General features: G+C 62.2%; 16 protein-coding genes and 2 pseudogenes. 6 read left to right on the top strand and 12 right to left on the bottom strand.

Going from position 1 to position 18937, the window contains the following annotated elements; all coding sequences use genetic code 11:
• Positions 1-347 precede the first annotated feature (347 nt).
• Together A5700_RS23205 and A5700_RS23200 are read right to left on the bottom strand one after the other, a co-directional pair.
• Positions 348-680 (bottom strand): TetR/AcrR family transcriptional regulator, encoded by a 333-nt coding sequence (locus A5700_RS23205; protein ID WP_231973699.1) that lies wholly within the window; start codon positions 678-680, stop codon positions 348-350.
• A gap of 191 nt (positions 681-871) precedes the next feature.
• A complete protein-coding gene (locus tag A5700_RS23200) occupies positions 872-1525 on the bottom strand; it encodes a TetR/AcrR family transcriptional regulator (RefSeq protein WP_068066289.1) in 654 nt (217 codons plus the stop codon).
• Between the two features lie 180 nt (positions 1526-1705).
• Between A5700_RS23200 and A5700_RS23195 the strand changes: the two genes are divergently transcribed.
• Genes A5700_RS23195 through A5700_RS26380 form a run of 4 tightly spaced genes read left to right on the top strand, consistent with a single transcriptional unit; the run spans position 1706 to position 5415 of the window.
• Positions 1706-2479, top strand: coding sequence for a spirocyclase AveC family protein (locus A5700_RS23195; protein WP_068066286.1), 774 nt, complete (start codon positions 1706-1708; stop codon positions 2477-2479).
• A gap of 11 nt (positions 2480-2490) precedes the next feature.
• A complete protein-coding gene (locus A5700_RS23190; protein WP_068066282.1) occupies positions 2491-3696 on the top strand; it encodes a cytochrome P450 in 1206 nt (401 codons plus the stop codon).
• A gap of 25 nt (positions 3697-3721) precedes the next feature.
• Positions 3722-4846 (top strand): dihydrodipicolinate reductase, encoded by a 1125-nt coding sequence (locus A5700_RS23185; protein ID WP_068066279.1) that lies wholly within the window; start codon positions 3722-3724, stop codon positions 4844-4846.
• Positions 4828-5415 carry a hypothetical protein gene (locus A5700_RS26380; protein ID WP_156671403.1) on the top strand — a complete coding sequence of 196 codons (588 nt, stop codon included), beginning with the start codon at positions 4828-4830 and terminating at the stop codon, positions 5413-5415. Before A5700_RS23185 ends, A5700_RS26380 begins: the two co-directional genes overlap by 19 nt.
• Here the strand turns inward: A5700_RS26380 and A5700_RS25710 are convergent.
• A pseudogene (locus A5700_RS25710) lies at positions 5357-6525 on the bottom strand (IS3 family transposase). The gene A5700_RS26380 and the pseudogene A5700_RS25710 overlap by 59 nt on opposite strands.
• 284 nt (positions 6526-6809) lie before the next feature.
• Between A5700_RS25710 and A5700_RS26375 the strand changes: the two are divergent.
• Positions 6810-7934: a hypothetical protein gene (locus tag A5700_RS26375; RefSeq protein WP_156671402.1), complete on the top strand. Its 1125-nt coding sequence runs from the start codon at positions 6810-6812 to the stop codon at positions 7932-7934.
• A 118-nt stretch (positions 7935-8052) separates the two neighbouring features.
• Here A5700_RS26375 and A5700_RS25705 read toward each other — a convergent pair whose 3' ends face one another.
• The 8 genes and pseudogenes from A5700_RS25705 to A5700_RS23140 all read right to left on the bottom strand — a co-directional run bounded on the left by A5700_RS25705 (position 8053) and on the right by A5700_RS23140 (position 17231).
• The gene (locus A5700_RS25705; RefSeq protein ID WP_197502731.1) at positions 8053-8757 is read right to left on the bottom strand and encodes an SIR2 family protein; all 705 of its coding nucleotides are present in this window, start codon (positions 8755-8757) and stop codon (positions 8053-8055) included.
• A gap of 153 nt (positions 8758-8910) precedes the next feature.
• A complete protein-coding gene (locus A5700_RS25700) occupies positions 8911-9936 on the bottom strand; it encodes a ParA family protein (RefSeq protein WP_197502730.1) in 1026 nt (341 codons plus the stop codon).
• 105 nt (positions 9937-10041) lie between these two features.
• Positions 10042-12783, bottom strand: coding sequence for a tetratricopeptide repeat protein (locus A5700_RS23165; protein WP_156671401.1), 2742 nt, complete (start codon positions 12781-12783; stop codon positions 10042-10044).
• A gap of 434 nt (positions 12784-13217) precedes the next feature.
• A pseudogene (locus tag A5700_RS25695) lies at positions 13218-13615 on the bottom strand (integrase core domain-containing protein); the annotation flags it as partial.
• A 167-nt stretch (positions 13616-13782) separates the two neighbouring features.
• A complete protein-coding gene (locus A5700_RS26370; protein WP_156671400.1) occupies positions 13783-14133 on the bottom strand; it encodes a hypothetical protein in 351 nt (116 codons plus the stop codon).
• Positions 14134-15290: 1157 nt separating this feature from the next.
• Positions 15291-16319: a hypothetical protein gene (locus A5700_RS23150; protein WP_068069220.1), complete on the bottom strand. Its 1029-nt coding sequence runs from the start codon at positions 16317-16319 to the stop codon at positions 15291-15293.
• A 130-nt stretch (positions 16320-16449) separates the two neighbouring features.
• Positions 16450-16944 carry a hypothetical protein gene (locus A5700_RS23145; protein WP_156671399.1) on the bottom strand — a complete coding sequence of 165 codons (495 nt, stop codon included), beginning with the start codon at positions 16942-16944 and terminating at the stop codon, positions 16450-16452.
• 14 nt (positions 16945-16958) lie between these two features.
• The gene (locus tag A5700_RS23140; RefSeq protein WP_082960445.1) at positions 16959-17231 is read right to left on the bottom strand and encodes a helix-turn-helix transcriptional regulator; all 273 of its coding nucleotides are present in this window, start codon (positions 17229-17231) and stop codon (positions 16959-16961) included.
• Positions 17232-17438: 207 nt separating this feature from the next.
• Here A5700_RS23140 and A5700_RS23135 point away from each other — a divergent pair, with 207 nt between their 5' ends.
• Positions 17439-18419 carry a hypothetical protein gene (locus tag A5700_RS23135; RefSeq protein WP_156671398.1) on the top strand — a complete coding sequence of 327 codons (981 nt, stop codon included), beginning with the start codon at positions 17439-17441 and terminating at the stop codon, positions 18417-18419.
• A gap of 45 nt (positions 18420-18464) precedes the next feature.
• On the opposite strand, the gene A5700_RS23130 is transcribed toward A5700_RS23135, so the two are convergent.
• Complete coding sequence (locus tag A5700_RS23130) at positions 18465-18905, bottom strand: hypothetical protein (protein ID WP_156671397.1); 441 nt, start codon at positions 18903-18905, stop codon at positions 18465-18467.
• Between the last annotated feature and the right edge of the window lie 32 nt (positions 18906-18937).

Raw genomic sequence — 18937 nt, 5'->3', positions numbered from 1 at the left:
CGGATCTTGACCTGCTCGTCGGCGCGGCCGAGGTACTGCAGCTGCCCGTCGGCGCCCCAGCGCACCAATCCACCGGTAAGCAGTTCGGAGTCTTCATGCGTATGCTATTTCGGCACGGTGATGGTTTTCGGCTCCAGGTACGGGTGAGGCCCTCGCGGCCCATTTCCCTACCCAGGCCCGAGTTCTTCACCCCAGCCACTGGCTTTGCGTCGCGAACCCGGTCAGGTGGAAATGGGTGAAGCGGGCCTGCAAGCCTCGATCGAGTTCCCCGAGTTCAATATGTCGGCGGAGTCGATGATGTGGGCAGGCCGGCAATCCTCAAAACGTTCGGCTCAAACGAATTGCTGTCAACGAGGCCGCGTCCTTTGTGTCGCACGCTCCAGCGCTGCCCGCCCCAGCGCGATTAACGCAGCTTCGACGTCCTCCTCATCGCCGTCTTCGACTACCGAATCATCGGTGTAGCGCGCCAGCGCCCACGGAACCACATCAGCGAACACCGCGCGCTTGTCCGGATAACCCGCGTACAACGAGCGCTTAGTGATGCCGGCCGCCCGCGCGATGGCCTCCATACTGGCTCCGCCGTAACCCAGTTCGGCGAACGTCGCCACGGCCGCCTCACGCACCGCGAGGTCAAGCTTCGCCGCCTCGGCTTGTGTCGGTCGTCCGCGCCGTGTCGCCACCCGCCGAAGTCTACGGCGAGCCCGACCATCGTCGTCGCCCGCCGCGATCACCTACTGGCATTCACCTGGTGCATGCTGCGGGCGCCGGTCGCCGTAGGTGGTCGCGACGGTGTGCAGCGCGTGGGCGGCGGTGTGTGCGCGTACTGGTCCAGCGGCGCCGGCCACCACGCCTAGAAACCCACGAGAGCCCGTCAGTCTTGCCGATGCAGGAGACCGTGCAGGATCGCCTGCACCAGTTCCTCCACGATGGCTTCTCTGGTCGGCGGTTCGGTGCGGAAGTACGTGGACCGCAATGCCGCCATGCCTGCGATCATCGCCACGGTGGAGTGCGCGGGCAGATCTGGCTCGCTGGAACGCAGGCCACGGATCCGCATGCCCTCGGCGCCGATCTGGCTGAGCACGTTCAGGGCGCGCCTGATGTCGGCGATGCCGGTTTCGGCCATGTCTTCCTCGCTGAGCGTCTCGGCGGCCATCAGCGTCAGCAGCAGGCCGTGGTGCTCGACGAACACGTCGTAGAGCTGTCCGACGAAGCGCCGCGCGAACTCCTTCTCGTCGGTCTCCTCGTGAACGACCGATTCCCAGGTCCTGCCGAAGTCGTCGACGAATCCGGTGAAGGGCAAGACGAGGGCTTCGCGGAACAGCCCCGCCTTCGAACCGAAATTGCGGAACAGCAGATGTTCGGTAACCCCTGCGGCTTGGGCGATTTCGCGCGTTGTCGTGCTGCGGTAGTCCTGGCGGGCGAAAAGGTCGCGGGCAGCGGCGAGCAGAAGCTTGCGGGGTTCGCCACGTGGCCGGCGCGACCCCGCGGCGGGCGCCTCGGCCTGCTTTCTGGCGGGAGGTGACACTTCGCTCCTTGATCCGCGGTGGGTGGTTGACTGCTTTTAAGATAGTTGGCACTATCTTAGGGGTCGAGTTCGCTCTCCGAAGGGTACGGGCGTGGGTGCTGTGATCATGCTAGGCACGTTGTTCGGCCTGATCGCGCTGGTGTTCGGGCTGGTGCTGCGCTTTGACCCGGAGAGCCGTCGATGACGCCGCTGATGGCGGGCGCACTGTACTTCGCCATCGTGAGCGGAACCGCCTTCGTGCTGATCGGGATCTATCTGAGTTATCGCCGCAAGCGGATTCATCCGCTGCTGCTCCTGTGCATTTCGGCGCTCTCGTTCTCGTGGATCGAGTCACCCTACGACTGGGCGATGTATGCGCAGTTTCCGCCCGCTCTGCCCCGGATGCCGTCCTGGTGGCCGCTCAACGTCACGTGGGGCGGGTTGCCGTCGTCGGTCCCGATCGGCTACGTGTCCTACTTTGTGCTGCCCGCCATCACCGGGGCTGCCCTGGGCCGATGGCTGAGCGCGAAATTCCACTGGCGGCGGCCCCTCACCCTGCTGGTCGTCGGGCTCACTGTGGGCTTCTGCTGGGCGTTCTTCTTCAACGCGGTCACCGGCGCCCACTTCGGCAACTTTTATTACGGCCACGTGATCCCGGGCCTGGCGATATTCGAGGGCACCAAACACCAGTACCCGCTGTACGACTCGCTCGCCATGGGCATCGAGATGATGGTCTTCACGTACCTTCTCGGACGCACCGACGACGAGGGCCGCAACGTCATCGAGATGTGGGCCGACAAGAAATCGAACAGCCGCGTTCAGTCGTCGATCCTGTCCGTCGTCGCCGTCATCGTCGTCGGGCACCTGGTTTACGGCGCGGTCTTCGCGCCACATCTGATCACGAAGCTGGGCGGCTGGGTGACCGCGGGACCCACCGAGCAGCTGTATCCCGGCACACCCAACCAACCCAAATAGGAAGACAACCCTTGGCCGAGACCACAGCCGAGCTGTATTACGACCCGTTCGACCACAAGATCGACGACGACCCCTATCCCATCTGGAAACGGATGCGCGCCGAAGCACCGCTCTATTACAACGAGAAACACAACTTTTATGCGCTGAGTCGCTACGACGACGTCTCACCGGCGCTGCACGACTGGGAAACCTATCGGTCCGGGCACGGCACCACCGCCGACATCTTGTTCGCCGGCGTCGAAATCCCGCCCGGGATCCTGCTGTTCGAGGACCCGCCGCTGCACGATCTGCACCGGCGCCTGTTGTCGCGCGTCTTCACTCCCCGCCGGATGCTGGCGGTTGAAGACCTCGTGCGCGACTTGTGTTGTCGCGCATTAGATCCGCTGCGTGAGGCGGACGGGTTCGACTTCGTCGCCGATCTTGGCGCGGTGATGCCGATGCGGACCATCGGCTTCCTGCTGGGGATCCCCGAGGAGGGGCAGCAGGCCATCCGCGACCGCAACGACAAGAACATCAGCATCGACTCCGAAGGCGCCGCGTTCGATCCGGAGAAATTCGAGGACTCGGTCGCCTTGTTCGCCGACTACATCGAGTGGCGGGCGACGCACCCTTCCGACGACCTGATGACCGAACTGCTCAATGCCCAGGTGGAAGAGCAAGACGGCACCGTGCGTCCGCTCGAGCGCAGCGAAGTGCTGGCCTACACCGCGATGATCGCCGGGGCAGGCAACGAGACCACCGCCCGGCTGATCGGCTTCCTCGGGGAGCTGCTCGGCAACCACCCCGACCAAAGACGCAAACTCGTCAACGACTTCTCGCTAATCCCCAACGCCGTTGAAGAGACCCTGCGCTTCGAGCCGCCATCACCGGTGCAAGCGCGATACGTTGCCCGGGACGTCGAGCATTACGGAAAGACGGTGGCCGAAGGGTCCTACATGCTTTTGCTCAACGCGTCGGCCAACCGCGACGAGACGCACTACGAGGACCCCGATCGTTACGACATCCACCGCACGGGAGGACATTTGAGCTTCGGCCAGGGCTTGCACTTCTGCCTCGGCTCGGCGCTGGCGCGATTGGAGGCGCGGGTTGCGCTCGAGGAAGTACTGAAGCGCTGGACCGACTGGGAAGTCGACTACGAGCACGCCAGCAGGGCCCGCACGTCCAGTGTCCGCGGCTGGGGCCGGCTTCCCGTCAAAAATCTAAGAGCCGCAACATAATTCAAACATAATTGAAGGAGGAATCGTGGCCGCAGGCAAATATCGCGTAGTGGTGTGGGCGACCGGAGGGATCGGCTCGATCGCTATCCGCACCGTCTCGAGGCGCCCCGACCTCGAATTAGTCGGCGTCTGGGTGCATTCCGCGGACAAGGTGGGTAAGGACGCCGGCGAGTTGGCCGGCGGTGAGCCGATCGGCATCAAGGCGACCAACGACGCGGATGCCCTGATCGCGCTCAAGCCCGACTGCGTGATCTATGCGGCCAGCGGCCCCGAACGCGATGCCCTGGCGATCCCGGACTACGTGAAACTGCTCGAATCCGGTCTCAATGTCGTCACCACCAGCACCACGCGGCTGGTCAACCCGCACGCCTACGAACCCGCCGAGTGGCGCGAGCAACTCGTCGCCGCGGCCAAGCAAGGACAGGCGTCGCTCTACGCCTCGGGCATCGAACCCGGATTCGCCGCCGACTACCTGCCCCTGGTGCTGTCGACGCAATCGTCCTCCATCGAAAAGATCCACTCCTACGAGATCGGGTTGTACGACGACTACGGCGTGCCCGACATCATGATCAACGGCTTGGGATTCGGCCAACCCCTGGACTACCAGCCTTGGATCTCCTTTCCCGGCGCGATCGCCGGCGAGTGGGCGGGCCAGGTCCGGTTGATCGGCGACGCCTTCGGCGTCGAAGTCCAGGAGATGCGCGAAGAATTCGATCGGGCCGTGACCAACGAAACCTTGGAAGTCGCCATGGGAACGGTCGAGGCGGGAACGTGCGGCGCCATTCGCATGAAGGCGATCGGCGTGGTCGACGGCCACGAGGCGATCATCGTCGAACACGTTACGCGCCTGGCGCACAGCGTCGCTCCGGACTGGCCGCGCGGTATCGGTGACCTGTCCTACCGCGTCATGATCACCGGTGACCCCGACATCGACTGCACCCTGGCGGCGACCCTGCGTGACCCGGGTCGGGCCGGGATCGGCTCAATGACGTCCGGAGCCGGCGCGATGGTGGCCACCGCGATGCGCGTCGCCAACGCCGTACCCTACGTCGTCGCAGCGCCGCCCGGGCTACTCAGCTCGGTCGACCTGCCGCTGACCATCCCCAAGAATGTCTTTGCCACCCAACAAGATTGGAAACGACTCGGGTAATCCAATGGGCTACCGGTCCGGTCGGGCGCATTCAGCTCGCCGAGGTCATCGATAAGCCCGAGTACGAGCTCGTCGGGGTTTTCGTCTACTCACCCGACAAAGTCAGTGTTGACGCCGGAGCGTTGGTGGGCAGGGCCGACACCGGAATCGTGGCGACCGATGACAAGGCGGCGATTCTGGCGCTCGATGCCGACGTGGTGCTGCATTCGTCAAGCAAGGCGTACGGTTTCGATTCCAACACCGACGACATTGTGGCGCTGCTGAAATCCGGCAAGGACGTCATCACGGTGACGTCCTACGCGCATCTGCCGACCCTCGGCTCTGATGTCGACGAACGAATCCGAACTGCCTGCGCGACGGGGAACTCGCGGTTCTGCCCGACCGGCGAGCACCCCGGTTTTATGTTGGAGAAGCTGGCGGTGAGCCTGACCGCCCTGTGTCAGCGCGTCGACACCATTACCATCCAGCAGTTCGTCGACTGTGAGGGGGGCCCGATTGGTGGTCCAGTCGCTATGCGACTTTCGGTTGGTGGATCGTGGCCCACTGTAGAGCAAACTCGGCTGGGGTGAGTTCGCCGTGGGCCGTGTGGGGCCGGTTGGCGTTGTAGTCGCGGCGCCAGTCTTCGATGATCACCCGGGCTTGCAGCAGGGAGTCGAAGCGCCACGAGTTGAGCAGTTCATCGCGCAGGCGGCCGTTGAACGATTCGATGAAGGCGTTCTGCCACGGTGAGCCGGGATCGATGAAAAGTGAACCGGCACGGTTGAATCGACACCAATCAGCCACAGCGTGAGCCACGAACTCCGGTCCGTTGTCGAAGCGCACGTAGTGCGGCGCACCGTGGACGAGCGCGAGGCGATCCAGCACGTCGACGACGCCGTGGGCATCGATGCTGCGGTTGACCTCGATGGCCAGGGCTTCGCGGGTGAACTCATCGATCACGTTCAACAACTTCAGGGTGCGGCCCTCGGCGGTGGTGTCGAACTGAAAGTCCATCGCCCAGACCACGTTCGGGCGGATCGGTGACATCGCGCCTACGGCGACCCCGATGCCGGTCAACCGCTTCTTGCAGCGCCGCTGGGGTACCCGCAGACCCTCCTCGCGCCACAGTCGGCGGATGCGCTTGTTGTTGACCTGCAAGCCCGCGCGGCGGGCCATCTTGGCAGCGCGGCGCCACCCCCACCGCGGCCGGTCGGTGGAGAACCGGCGCAGCCAGGAACGTAGTTCGGCTTCCTCGGTGCTCATCGGCGACGGGGTCAGTCGCATCGTGGATCGGTGGATGCCCACCACGGTGCAGGCCCGGCGTTCAGACACCCCGAACCGCTCACGCAGCATGGTCGCTGCGCGGCGTCAGCGGTTGGGGGTCAGAAGTTTCTCGACCCGATCTCCTTGAGCATGTCGATGTCGAGGGCCTGATTGGCGACCAGCTCCTTGAGGCGGGCGTTCTCGGCCTCGAGCTCCTTGAGCCGCTTGGCGTCGTTGGCCTTCATCCCGCCGTACTGCGCCAGCCAGCGATGCCACGTCGATTCCGCAATTTCCAGATGCCGGCACACCGCGGCCAGCTCCTGGCCCGAGGCGAGCAGCTTGTTGCCCTCGGCGAGCTTGCGGATGATCTGATCCGGGGTGTGCCGCCGGCGCTCGTTCCGATGCCATGTCGTTGGTGATTCTTCCTGCCCGAGCATCCGGGCAACAGAGTCCCACCTCAGAGGGGCAACGACGCTATCGGCCGGGCGATGACGTGCGCCCAGACAGGCCCGCTTGCGACTGTGCGTCATGGCGGCATTCCGAGCGGATCAGTGGCCTTTGGCTAGCGCCGTGGCATCAGCGGGGTGGGTAATCGGGCAGCGCCGCGACGACTCGGGACCTATACCGTTTGGCGGATTTCAGCGGAAGTCTGTCTTGTTCGTAGTGGGGTCGCTAACGTCCTTCTCAATTACGCGAGTGTCCGTTCCCGGAGGAGTACCCCTTGCCCGACGACGAGCGTTCCGCTATGCACGACGACCCGCGATCCGACGTGCTTGGAACTGTCGCGAAGCTATTCGTTGCGCTGTGCGCCTTTCTATTAGTGTGGTTGTTTCTACTCTCGCCGCAATGGCGCCGATACCAAGCGATGCCCAATGCGGTCGACCAAACCCGCCCAACTATCCTGATTTCGACATCAGGTGGGTATGGTCAGCAGACGCTCCATACGCGGTCGACTGTTCAATCGGATGGCGGGTTGAAGCTCGTCTTCTCCTTGACGGTCGATAAATTTGAACCGCGTCGAGGAGCCGTTAACTTAGTTGAGTATCTCATTACGTTCTCAAATACCGGCAAGGAAGGGATCAAATGTGGGACCAGCGAGGTACCCCTGCCTACTCAAGCATTCGGCGAACTCCTTCTATCTACTCAACGAGGCCTTTTGCAATTTGCAACTCCGCAGAACAGCGAATCCCGCTCCGTCGAAAATCCAACAAAAACCAACGCTGTCCAACAGTTATATAAGGCCAGCTATCCGTCAATGACCGGGAAGCTTACGCTTATTAACGACTCACCCGACGGCGGCGCGTACGAAGACCGAACCACCGCCGACAATAAGCGTCAGATTTTGGCGGAGAGCTGCACCATTCCCGGCTCAGCGATATGGCGATACGCTGATGGCGATTCGAATTCCTCCGCCGAACGGAAGACCTTCCTTGGCCCGCGGATTGCCTGGACCTCTATTAAGGATAAAACGGATTTTCAATATGCGATCGATGCTCAATGCAAACTTTCTCGAACTTCCGAATCTATCACCGAATTTCAGCTTGCGGAAGCATATCCTCAGCCACAAGTTGATGACAATAGTTTTTATTATGCGTCAGCTACTCAGTGGGCGAGAAATCCCGGTGAGATAGCGAATATTGGCTACACTGATCAACCGGTGCTGATGTTTAACAGGCGCGGCGGCGCCGATCGCGAAGCCTTTTTCATATGCATCGCGGGCGTCTTTCTCGGTGCGGTGGCATCGGTTTGTGTGAACGTTGCGTCTAAGTCCTTGGACGGCGTCTGGCGCTTCGTAGCGGATCGCCGCCTTCACGGGCCCAGGGGTGATGCAGACGTATCGGCTTGATTGCCCAGGGTTGCATGTGCCCAACCGCGATCGCTGTTGTGCAATAAACTCTGAGTGAGTTGGATCCGGGAATCGATTCGAGGCCTTCGAGGACACCGGTTAGACGAGTGCTCTCGACTTAGGGTACGGCGCGATACGATTCCACATCATCAGCCAGTTTTCTAAGCGCATCGAGAACGTCATCATGCTGCCCTGCCGGGTATTCGAGGAATTTGATGTTATGTGTTTCTTCGATTGCTCGACGCACCGATGGATGACGACCTGCCTCTACGATTGCGAAGTGAGAGTGCTGACTTGGTGCGGATATATTTACGTTCTGCAAAAGAAGATCGATGTCGGGATCTCCGTTGAAGCCTGACCCTATGAAAAGAAGCGTGTTAGTTAGGAATATAGCATCAAGGGCGGCAAAGAACTGAGGAAAATCCCTTCGTGCCGCAAAATACTGCTGTCGCGTCAACACTATTTTTTGTGGGTCGGAAACGCAACCATGCGCCTTTACGATCAGGCGTCTTGTCGAGCGAAGATCATTAACAAGATGTGGTTCATAGTAGCGGCATACGTTATAGCCTGCCGCAGCAGCACCTTGTGTCGCTAAGGACTCATAGATGCGGTCATAGTTAGTTGTAATAAGAATTTTTGGGTCAATCCTCAGCACGAGTTGGTGGAGTTCAGATGGTTGAAATCCTGGATCTTCCAACGCCCCTCGCACGAATAGACCAAAGTCCGCCGAGTCCAGACCATCTACCATTATCTGCGCGGCATCGAGATATGCACGAAGGTCGAGTTGTTCTATTGCGGCACGTTGATCATCGCCACTGTTCATCCTGTCGATTCCGCTTCTCAGGAACTCGTCCCACCCAGGAGGACGCACGCCGGCCGCATTTATCGAAGAAGCTGACGCACCTGCACCCAGGACAATAACGCACCTTCGCTCAGCGACTTCGTTAAGAAGTGACTGAGGCCAGCTGATGGGCATCTAAACACGCACATTTCGGGCAAGAGCATCACTTACTACCCCGATAGTTCGCATGTAGTTTTCCTGTTGACCGTACTGACCTCCTGCGAGGCCATCTGAACTCTGCAAGTCTGCGATCGGAGCGTTAACCGATTGGGCTAGGGGAATCAAACTATACATGTTCGGAACGTCACCCAGTCTAACCTGCGAGGGTTCAAGCCCTTCAGGCATGAACTGACCTAAGCTGTGCGTAACTTCAGTGGGAATTCCGGAAAGAATTTTCTCAAAAGCAGCTGTCGGCCTCCGTACGCCTTTCTTCGATTTCGTGATGTATTGCTGAACTGTATATCCAATAAACTTGGCTGCAGCGACTTCTTTACTTGGTATGTTAAATTTGTCTAGCGCTCCGGGGTGCTTTTCTTCGCAGAGATTTATCCCTGTGCGATAATCCCGTAACCAATTGCGCAGCCACTCCGCTATATTGCGTATTCCTACAATCGAAAAGATGTCGGCACCCATTGGAGTTACGAAGTAGTCTGCTCCGATCAAGACGGTACGATTTAGAGAACCTAGACTGGGGCCGACGTCAAAAAAGATTAAGTCGTAGCGCCCTTTGTATTCCTCAATGAGAAAGGTAACCCAATTCGAACGTCGGATGCCTCCGATGTCGCCACCAGCAGCCTCGCTCCAAGACTTGCTGAGCAAATCCTCGACTATGGACATCCTCGGATGCCCCGGCATCAGATCTATGCGAAAGCGATTGCTCGACGACCTGACTGGCTCGATCCCGAGTTGTATGTCAGCATCGCCCAGCTCAATTCGGCGAACTATGTCATTAAGCGTTGCTTGAGCAGAGGTTTGTCCTTCCCAGTACATTTGGACCCATAGTTGGTTATCCAACACGAGTTGCGTCGTGTTGCACTGTGGGTCGCAATCAACGATAAGAACACGGAGATCACGCGTACGGGAAAGGTGTGACGCGACATTGCATGCCAGCGTGGTCTTTCCCACGCCACCCTTATTGTTGAAGAAGACCACACTTTTCATCTGTTGGCACGTTCTCCGCTCTGCTACTACCGCTGTTAGGCCACACGGCAAGTATGCCATTCCCGCTAGCCCAGACACCGCTTCGCATCGGTCGGTAGTTCTGCGTTAGAGCAAATCCCGGATGTTGTATCCCGCGGCTGCCGCCTGTCCGAGCCAGCTCTTAGCAGCGTCTGGCTCCGGCGGGCTCCACCGGCTGGCGAGGATCATCGCCAGGTTGACCATGGCGGTAGTGTTTCCTAGCTGAGATGCCTTCTCGTACCACTTGCGTGCCGAGGGCAAGTCCGGCTGAAGCTGTAGGTCGGCGAAGAGCGCCCCAAGATTGTTCATAGCGTTGGTGTTTCCCAAATCCGCCGCCTTCTCGTACCAGCGGCGTGCGGCGCGCAGATCGGGTGGGTCGGCCTGGGCGGCGAGCAGTCCAAGGTTCACCATTGCGTCCGTTAGCCCTTTCGCGGCAGCCTTCTCGAACCAGGCAATGGCGGTTTCTAGTTGCAGCGGATTCGCCTGCTGCGCCAGCAGGCCCATGTTGAACATGGCGTCGACGGCGCCGGCGTCGGCGGCCTTCATGTACCAGGCTTGTGCACTTAGGAGGTCGGGCGGAATGACCTTCTCGGCGAGCAGGCCCAAGCTCACCATCGCGTCGATGTTGCCCGCGTCGGCCGCCATCTCGAACCAGCCCCTTGCGGTCTCGAGGTCCGGCGGCTCCTCCCGTTCGGCAAGTAAAGCCAGGTTAATCATTGCACCTGCGTGGCCGGCGGCGGCAGCTTTCTCATACCAACTGCGTGCTGTGACGCCGTCGTTCCGTTCGGCGAACAGGACTCCAAGGTTGTTCATCGCGTTGGTATCACCTTGACTCGCAGCCAGCAGGTACCACCGACTGGCGCGTGCTGGGTTCGGCGGCTGCAATAGGTCGCGAAATAGAACCCCGAGGTTGACCATTGCGTCGGTATCTCCCGCAGCTGCCGCCCTCTCGTACAGGCGGGCAGCGGCCGGCAGATCAGGGGGGTCCCAGCGAGTGGCGAGCAATACCCCAAGGTTGACCATGGCGTTGGTATCGCCAGCTTGGGCTGCCTTTTCGTACCAGCGGCGGGCCCTTGGGAGGTCGGCAGGGTTTTGGTGATCGGCGAGCAACACCCCCAGGTTGAACATGGCAGTGGCGATCCCCGCGTCGGCGGCTTGTCTTGATGCCTTAGCGGCGACTGGAATCTTCCCACGCTGGTAAGCCGCGAACCCTATTGCGAAGGCATCTAGTGGTGTCGCGCTAGCGAGCACGGAATCCCAAAACGATTCGGGAATTGCGCGCACTGGATGCCCCTGCCCGTCGTCGGCGGCCACGAGGTAGTCGAAAGGACGGTAACCGCGGGTCTGGTCGCCCAGCCGAAGCGCGGTCAAGGCTGCGACGCGACCTGATCCTTCTGGCGCTGTGCGAGCCGCCTTGATGGCCTCGGCAACCTGTTGGTCGGTGGCGTCGAGGTCGGGTCGTTCTGTCTCGAATGCATCCAATGCCATTGCAGCGAGGGTGGTCTCAGGGATGGGGTCTGCTCGACCGACGCGCACCCAGTCGATCGCCACCTGAATAATGGTGTGGCGCAGCGGATCCGTGAGTTGGGCATCGTCGTACCGCTTGAGTAGTTCCGGGGCACCGGCGAGGCGGGCGGCGAGTCCGAATTCCAGACTCTGCCCAGGGTAGGCGAGGGCAGCGCCGGTCCGTTCGTCGACATCCTCGTCGGTGAGTGGGGCGAGTTCGATGGTGATGGCCTGCTCGAGAAGCACGCGTGCGTCTCGGAGCATTTCGCCGCCCTGCCGGAGCCGATCACGTTGCTCTTGCCGCAAAGTGGCTAAAACGACGGTATGACCGTTGCGGGAAGTCAGCTGTGACAGCAGCGCAGGGGTGAGCGGATCGGTGTGTGAAACATATCGCTCCATGTCATCCAGCCAGACGACAACCGTGTCAGTGTTGTTGTGTAGCCGCGGATCCACGGCGAGCCGGCCGAACGCCCCTGGTTGCGGAGCTACAAGTAGGGCTTCGGGGAAGCGTTTGCGGATGGCTTCGAATGCGGTGCGTGTCTTGCCGGCCTTCGAGGGGCCGACCAGGAGAACTATCGTGCCACGCTCCGAGCTTGCCAATGCTGCTGCAAGCTCGTGGTCGCGGGTGCGAAGCACGTAGGGGTCGGATTCGCCGTAGGTGCGCGCGTTGCCGAAAGGCGAGGGGGTAGAACCTAGCTGATATGGATTTAGTTCTTCGACCGTCGGAAGGCACTGCCCGACAACGACCTCGACGAGGCTGGCTAGTGGCTCGAGTTCCACTGGCGCGCTAGAGGGGCCCTGATTCGCAGCGATTTGTCGTAACGTTGCGTACTGCGCCAACGGCAGTAAGGGACTGTCTTGCTCAGCAGCGGCGAGCATGAGCTCGTCGAAGGTGATTTCGGGAAGAGCCGCTAAGAAGTCGGATGCGTCGAATCCCAACTCGTCTGCAAGGTCGTAGAAGTCGTGGTCGGCCAGCTCCAACGCGTCGATAAAAGTTTGACGAGTCGCATCGACATCTACCGGGTAGGAAACGACGGCGCGCATGACACTGTCAGCGACAACCTTATTGACGAACGGTTCGATGAGCCGGCGACCGGAGCGGCTCCACCAGTCGACGCTGTGGGCGCCAGATTCCGGAGTCGATTCCTCGATACCTCGGACGAATGCTATCGCCATGACGTCCTCGGCGGCCTTCATGTGCCCCTTAAATATTCTTCGCCACGCGCCCTTCACAGCCTCGCTGCCGGCGGCCCTGGCGCCCCCCTTTCCCGCAGCAATCCCCGCAGCCTCAAGGGCCGTGAGCACGTGCGTGATGGCTACCACCACGACAATGTTAGTTAACCATCAGCCGTGGGTGTGCGGCCAGCCGAGCGCCGCAACAGGCCGCAGCCGTGCTCGCAGCTACCCCCGCCTCGCTGCCACTGCCAGACGGCGTGATCGAGGTCGGTCGGCGACATGCCCATCTCCTCGGCCGCGGCGGTCAGAATCCGCAAAGCGAACTCGGTCGTGACAGAGCGGAAGGGCATCCCCAGCGCATTTGCTACGAAGCGCAAATCATCCGGTCCGGCTTGACTCCCGGAATCCCGGCGAGCATCAGCAAGTAATGCCAGGTGATTCCAGACCGCTGACCAGACACGTCTCGCCACACCCCCTCGACGCGTGCCAAGCGCTTCGTGTCCTGGGCCACCTCCCTCAGGTCGCCGGCGGTGTCAATCCCTCTGGCATTGAGGGCTAGCTGTACTCGGTCAGAACGTTGGTCACAGTCGGCTGATGGGTGGTAGGCCGTCGAGTGCGCTGTGGCGGCGTTGAGAACTCCATCCAGGGTGCAAGCGCGTGGGCGCGGTCGGCGTTGGGAGGCAAAGACTCGGCGGTATGACCATTCGACCTGCAGGGTGCGGTTGAATCTCTCTACCTTGCCGTTTTGCCAAGGACAGTGCGGTTTGATGAAGAGGTGTTTGGCGCCGATAGTGGCGATGACATTCGCCACCTCGGTGGAGCGCCGGTAGCTGAGGTGGTTGTCGGTGATGACACGTTCGATACGTGAAATGCCCTGATGGGCAAAGTAATCAGCGGCTCTGACGATGAATCCGGCCCATGTCGCGCCCTTCTCGTCGGCCAAGATTTCTGAGTACGCCAGCCGGCTGTGGTCATCGACGTATCCCAGCGCTATCCAGGGCGGCTGGGTTCCCGGCGCGCCGGAGTTGACTCTGCCCGGATCAAGCTGGCTTTCATAGTGATAAGACATGGGCGCTCACTTTGGATCCAGGCGGTGCGTAAACGATATCGGGCCTGCTGTTGGCGATTGCTGGCTGGTCATCGGGGTTACCAGGCTCCAAAGGCGTTAGCTTGCAGCACTTCTGCAGCGATGATGGCCCATCCACTGACGGCTGCCACGGCAAGTGTCAGACCGAGGGCGGGGAGTGCCCGTGCTCGAGCGGGCCGGCTGAGCTGTCCCAGCGCTGCTAACAGTGATGCGAGCAGCAGGCATCCGACGGTCGTGACTGCGGCTTGGGCCAGTCGAGACGTGATGCCGGTGTGGGCGTGGGCTTGGTCAGCCGGTGCGCCGACGGTGTAGGCCGCAAATAGGCCCCATGCAATTCCACCAAGCGTCGCGCCCGCCAGAATGGTGCGCCGCCAGGCCGTTTCGTGCATCCAGTGCATTGCGGTGATCACGCTTTCTATTCTATTGCCTCGATGTGACATCCTGAGGCGATCCTCAGATGTGGGTATTCGGAAGTGATCAGCCCGGCTAGCTCACTTTCCGATGGGCACGTGTGGCGGGTTGGCGACGTCTCCCAGGTTGACCGACGGGTAGGGGATGACTACGGGTACGGGTATGCGCGCGACGGTTGGAGGGTGCGGCAACGAACTTGGGGGGAGATGTGAGGGTGGCGTCGGTTCGTACAGCCCGGGAACCATGTACCTGCTCGGACTCATTGGCATGTCCCCCGCCCCGCTGTTGTACTACTGGATCTTTGCCCCCGTCGGTGCGTTACTCGTGGCCGCGATCTGCCTTGCCGTCGGCACCGTGCGGCCCCACTTCCAAGCCATGGCGTCGGGGGCCCTAATGGCGGCAGCCTTCGGTGCGGCCGGAGCAGTCACGTTCTTCCTCGCCGTAGCGAACCAATAGCGATTCTTCCGGCGACCTATGCGAGTTCCTGGCGAGCAGCGCAATCCGCTAGCCCACGGTCTGAACGTCGCAGAAATTATCGACGAGGGTTAACCATTACCTCAAGCGCGGCCACGTCCACCGAAGGCAGCCATGCGGTGCCAGAAGCCGCGCTTTTGGGCGGCTAGGTCGGCTTTGCGGCGACGGCGTTGGGCACGCTCATCGGCGGCATACCGCCAGTCAAGCGTCACGGGAGCGCGCCCACGATTCGAGTGCAGCACAACCGCCCTAATCTGCCGTCGGTCAGCGAGGCAAGGCCTCCTGCGTCGTGCCTCAGGACAAGGACTCGACCCCAAAGCAGCGGAACGGTGCCCGGCCGTAACGTGGAGGAAGCTGACAGCAACAGCCCAGTCAGGCGTGCGGAACACTGCGACGACCGCATCACCATCACGGATCGCCACCTCATCTGTTGGCCCACTCGACAATTCACCGATCCACTGTCCCAGCTCACGGGCATCGGAGACATCGACCTCGTACCGACTCATCGGGCGACACACCTTTCGTTTCTGGCTTCGTTAGCGGATCTCGCGAGTCCACGGCCGGCCATGCGAGCGATTCTCGCAGCTGGAGGTGACAGCGCGGCGGTTTGCTCCGCCGGTGCACCGTTCTCGCCAGGCGCGCGTCGGGTGGACGGGACACCTCACCGCCGACCGCACGCGAGTCACCGCGGATGGCAGGCAGCCGTCAGCGCGTTTTCTTCGTCGAAGATCGGCAACATGTCTTGCCCATAAGCGACCTGCAATTCGATGACAGGCCGAGGTGGCGGCGCGCTGCGGGACTGAGCGACAAGGGAAGCCCCGTCGCGAGCACGCTCGGCGATCGCCCGCAAATGCGGTGCAATATCAGCAGAAGAAGCCTGCCCAGCCAGGTGCGACAGTTGGTCGGCCCACTCACGATAAGCGGCCACGTCCGGTCCTCCGACGACGATGTTCTTTAAGTCCTGCAGGTCGGAACGATCGTGCACCAACTGGACCGCTGCCTCGGCGGTCCGGCAATCCCGTCGCGGCTGAGAGGCCAACGCGCCGAAGCCGAAACCGCCCACACCCACCACCACGACCATCAGGGCGATCAGCCAGACGCTACGTCGCGGCCGCGGTGGGGGAGCGAGTTCCTCGGCGTCGACGTCACCATTCGCCTCGGCTGCCGAACGTAGCTGCCCGAGCCGGGTGGTGAGCTGCGCCCCCCGGTACTCCCGGTGCACGGTGGCCCCACCGATGAAGACCGCCATCAGCAGCAATAGGCTGCCCTGGCGCCAGTCGCCGAGCACAAAGTCGACGACCGCGAACGCCGCGACGCTAACGGTCGAGACCACCTGCATAGTTCGGCCGCGCCCGGCGCGCTGGTAATACTGTTCAGCTAACGCGCCGGCGCGCACCGCGCCCACCAGCACCTGATGATCGGCGGGCACAGCCCCGCGACGCAGTGCGCGGGCCGCGTCGGCGCGCTGCGCCGGGGTCAGGCCGCGATACGCCTGCGCGTAGGCCCTGCGCACGGGCTGCTGGGCCAAAGTGGACAGACCGCCAACGGTCAAGCCGTAGCCCAGTAGCGCCATGGTCAGCACCATCGGGTCGACACGCTCCCAGGGGTGCGTGACTTGCACAACCCAGACCACCGCGAATGCGGACCCGAGAAAGGCCGAAGTGAGCAGCCATCGCAGCCACCACCGCTGAATGACGTAGCGCATCCGCATGACGAGTAAGTCTGCCCGACGCGTGTGACGCCGCCCTGTCAGGCCATCGCGCGTCGCGGCAGTTGTCAACGGCCAGTTGGAATCCGTGCCAACGGACGCGGGTTTTCCGGCTCCGTGGACAGGATTCGATTCAGCCTGATCCACACGCGGTGTCCAGTGCGTGCGCTGCGGCGGCGATGTTGGCGCGGTCAGCCGGGGCGAACGTGTGGTCGACTAGCTTGGGGCCTTCGACGGACTGCGCTTCAACCCACGCGCGCGCTGTCGCCGCCAAATCTGCGGGCTCCGGGGAGATTTCATCGACGAAGAGCTTCACGATCGTGTCCAGCTGGGCCGCCCGGCCGTGGATTGCGATATCGATTTGCGGGGTGTCATAGGTCCACCCGTCGGGCAGCTGGGTCATCGCCTGCATATCGCTCTTGACCGTGGTCCACCCCGCACAGGTCGACTGAGCTGACCGTGATGTCGTCGTAGTGCGCCCTGCTCCGGCCTGGCCCGCCCGCGGCGAGCCGGGGGAGGGCGCGGGCTTGGTGATGGCGATGACGGCCGCGGCGGCAAGACCGACGATGACAATCGCCGCGACGACGAGGTACAGCATCGCCTCCGTGTTGAGCCGGCCTCGCTTCATCGTTGGTGCTGCTCTTACTCGGGCAGGTAGCGGTCGGGGATGAAGTAGGTGGGCGGCACCCCAAACAGGATGGCCAGCTCGTATACCACCGCGATGTCCGGCGTTGCTTCGCCGTTGACATAGCGATAAAACTGGGACTGAGACAGCGGCAGCTCTGGGGCTTGGGCTTGGAGCATTCGCTGCAGCCGCAGCGGAGTCAGCCTGCGGACCTGACCGTTGTCGAGGTCGCGCACACCCATTCCCGCCATCAGGTGCCGAAGCCGCTCCGAGAAGTACGCGGTGGCCACGTGCGGCGAAGCCGGAGACGATTGTGCAGATTGATCAGCCGGAACGATCACGGCGCGCGCTGCGCTGCCCGCACGCTGATCGGCCTTCCCGCGGGGTGAGGGACGCCCGCCTTCAACCCGGCCCGGTGCTTTACCTCTGCTGCGCTCACGAGATCTCAGCGTAGCGGCGTGGAGCTGTGAGGGCCTGGTTGTCGGTAGCGTATGCGCGTGGCCATCAGCAGCAGGGGGCGGGCGTGGGCGGCAGTGGCGGCGGCGGTGCTCATCGCCGGGGGCGCGATCATCGCGGCGATGGTGTATCGAACTGATGACGCCGGCTCGAGCTCGTCACCCACCGCAGTCGTCAGCGATTATCTGCGCGCTTTGGCGGCCGGCGACGCCCAGGCCGCTCTTTCGCTGGGCGCAGCCACCCCCCACGCCACGACGCTGCTCACCTCGGAGGTCCTCAAACAGCAGCTCGACAAACTGCCAATCACCGACATCCGAGTCGACGGTGAGCAACCGACACCCGCTACTCGCCCTGACCGGGTGTACGTCAAAGCAGCAGCGGCGTTTGGCAACAAACACTCCGAAGGGCTAATCCAAGTGGTCCGCACCGCGACGTCGTGGAAGCTGGCCAGCGCCTTCCTAGCCCTCCAACCCACCCCCGCCGGCCATCCCTCGGTGTACGACACCATGACCGTGTTCGGCCACCGGGTCGACCCAGGTGTGCTCGACGTGTTTCCCGGCGCACTGGCGGTATCGACGTCCAATGAGTTCCTCGCGACCGAGTCGCAACCTGAACCGGTACTGCTGGAGCGGCTGCGCTACGGCGAGCAGCCCAACTCGTTCACGGTGGCCTTCGCGATCAACCACCGCGGACGGCAGGCCATCCAGACTGCTGTCATCGCCTGGCTGACCGCCTGCATGACCGCCGGGTCACCGCCTGCAGGGCCCTGCACCAAAATTGACACCTCGATCAGCATGGGCGGGATGGCCGTACCCGGAACCACGCGGCTCACCGGCCCAATCTCCTTGGGGCAGTTCACCATCAATTTCGACCAGACATTGCGGCCCGTCGCGGTGGTCAACAATGCGACCGTTCCCATGGTCGCTCAGCGACCCGACGGCAGCACCGTCACCGGGAACTTCGCTGGCTTCACCACCCCGGTCGACATCAGCAAAACCCCGCCAGTCGTGGTCGCACCCTAACCGGGACGGCTTCGGCCGTTCCAGTGCGGTCAGTCCTGGCGCCGATCAGAAATAACCGAACGGGGAGGTGTGCACGACGGCGTTGGGCACCAGGTACTCGTCAACGGACAGCACGAGTGTCTGTGCGGGCGTTGCGATGTCGACGTAGTTGTGGCACATCCCGTGGCCCTTCATCCCAGTCAGCAGGTCGATCATTTCCTGGATGGTTGCCGGATCGAGACGCCAGAGCACGTGATCGTCGCGGCCGCCGTCAAGGCAGATGTCGGCCGCGCCGGCATTGGACTGAAATGTGTGGATCCGGTTGTCACAGGTCAGACGCGACGCATGGTGCTCCTGAGCGTCGTGGAGAGCCGCGGTCAGCACATCCAGTCCCGTGGGATTCATCGCCGCCAGCACGGCGTCCTCACCGTAATGAAACGCCTCGAGCAGCGCGACGCGAATGATGCACGGTTGCTCCTCGGTTAGTGTTGCCGGCTCTCTGGTCATCGTCTCCAACGTACGCATTGCGTCGCCCGACT

The organism is Mycobacterium sp. E1214 (assembly GCF_001666755.1).
Classification (GTDB): Bacteria; Actinomycetota; Actinomycetes; order Mycobacteriales; family Mycobacteriaceae; genus Mycobacterium.
Note: the sequence above shows the minus strand (reverse complement) of the source record. Positions and strands in the feature narration are given on the sequence as shown.

Excerpts from the sequence above, each read along its gene's own strand:
- A5700_RS23195 (WP_068066286.1), top strand. The coding sequence starts at position 1,706 with ATGACGCCGCTGATGGCGGGCGCACTGTACTTCGCCATCGTGAGCGGA.
- A5700_RS25705 (WP_197502731.1), bottom strand. The coding sequence starts at position 8,757 with ATGAACAGTGGCGATGATCAACGTGCCGCAATAGAACAACTCGACCTT.
- A5700_RS25700 (WP_197502730.1), bottom strand. The coding sequence starts at position 9,936 with ATGAAAAGTGTGGTCTTCTTCAACAATAAGGGTGGCGTGGGAAAGACC.
- A5700_RS23150 (WP_068069220.1), bottom strand. The coding sequence starts at position 16,319 with ATGCGGATGCGCTACGTCATTCAGCGGTGGTGGCTGCGATGGCTGCTC.
- A5700_RS23145 (WP_156671399.1), bottom strand. The coding sequence starts at position 16,944 with ATGAAGCGAGGCCGGCTCAACACGGAGGCGATGCTGTACCTCGTCGTC.
- A5700_RS23130 (WP_156671397.1), bottom strand. The coding sequence starts at position 18,905 with ATGACCAGAGAGCCGGCAACACTAACCGAGGAGCAACCGTGCATCATT.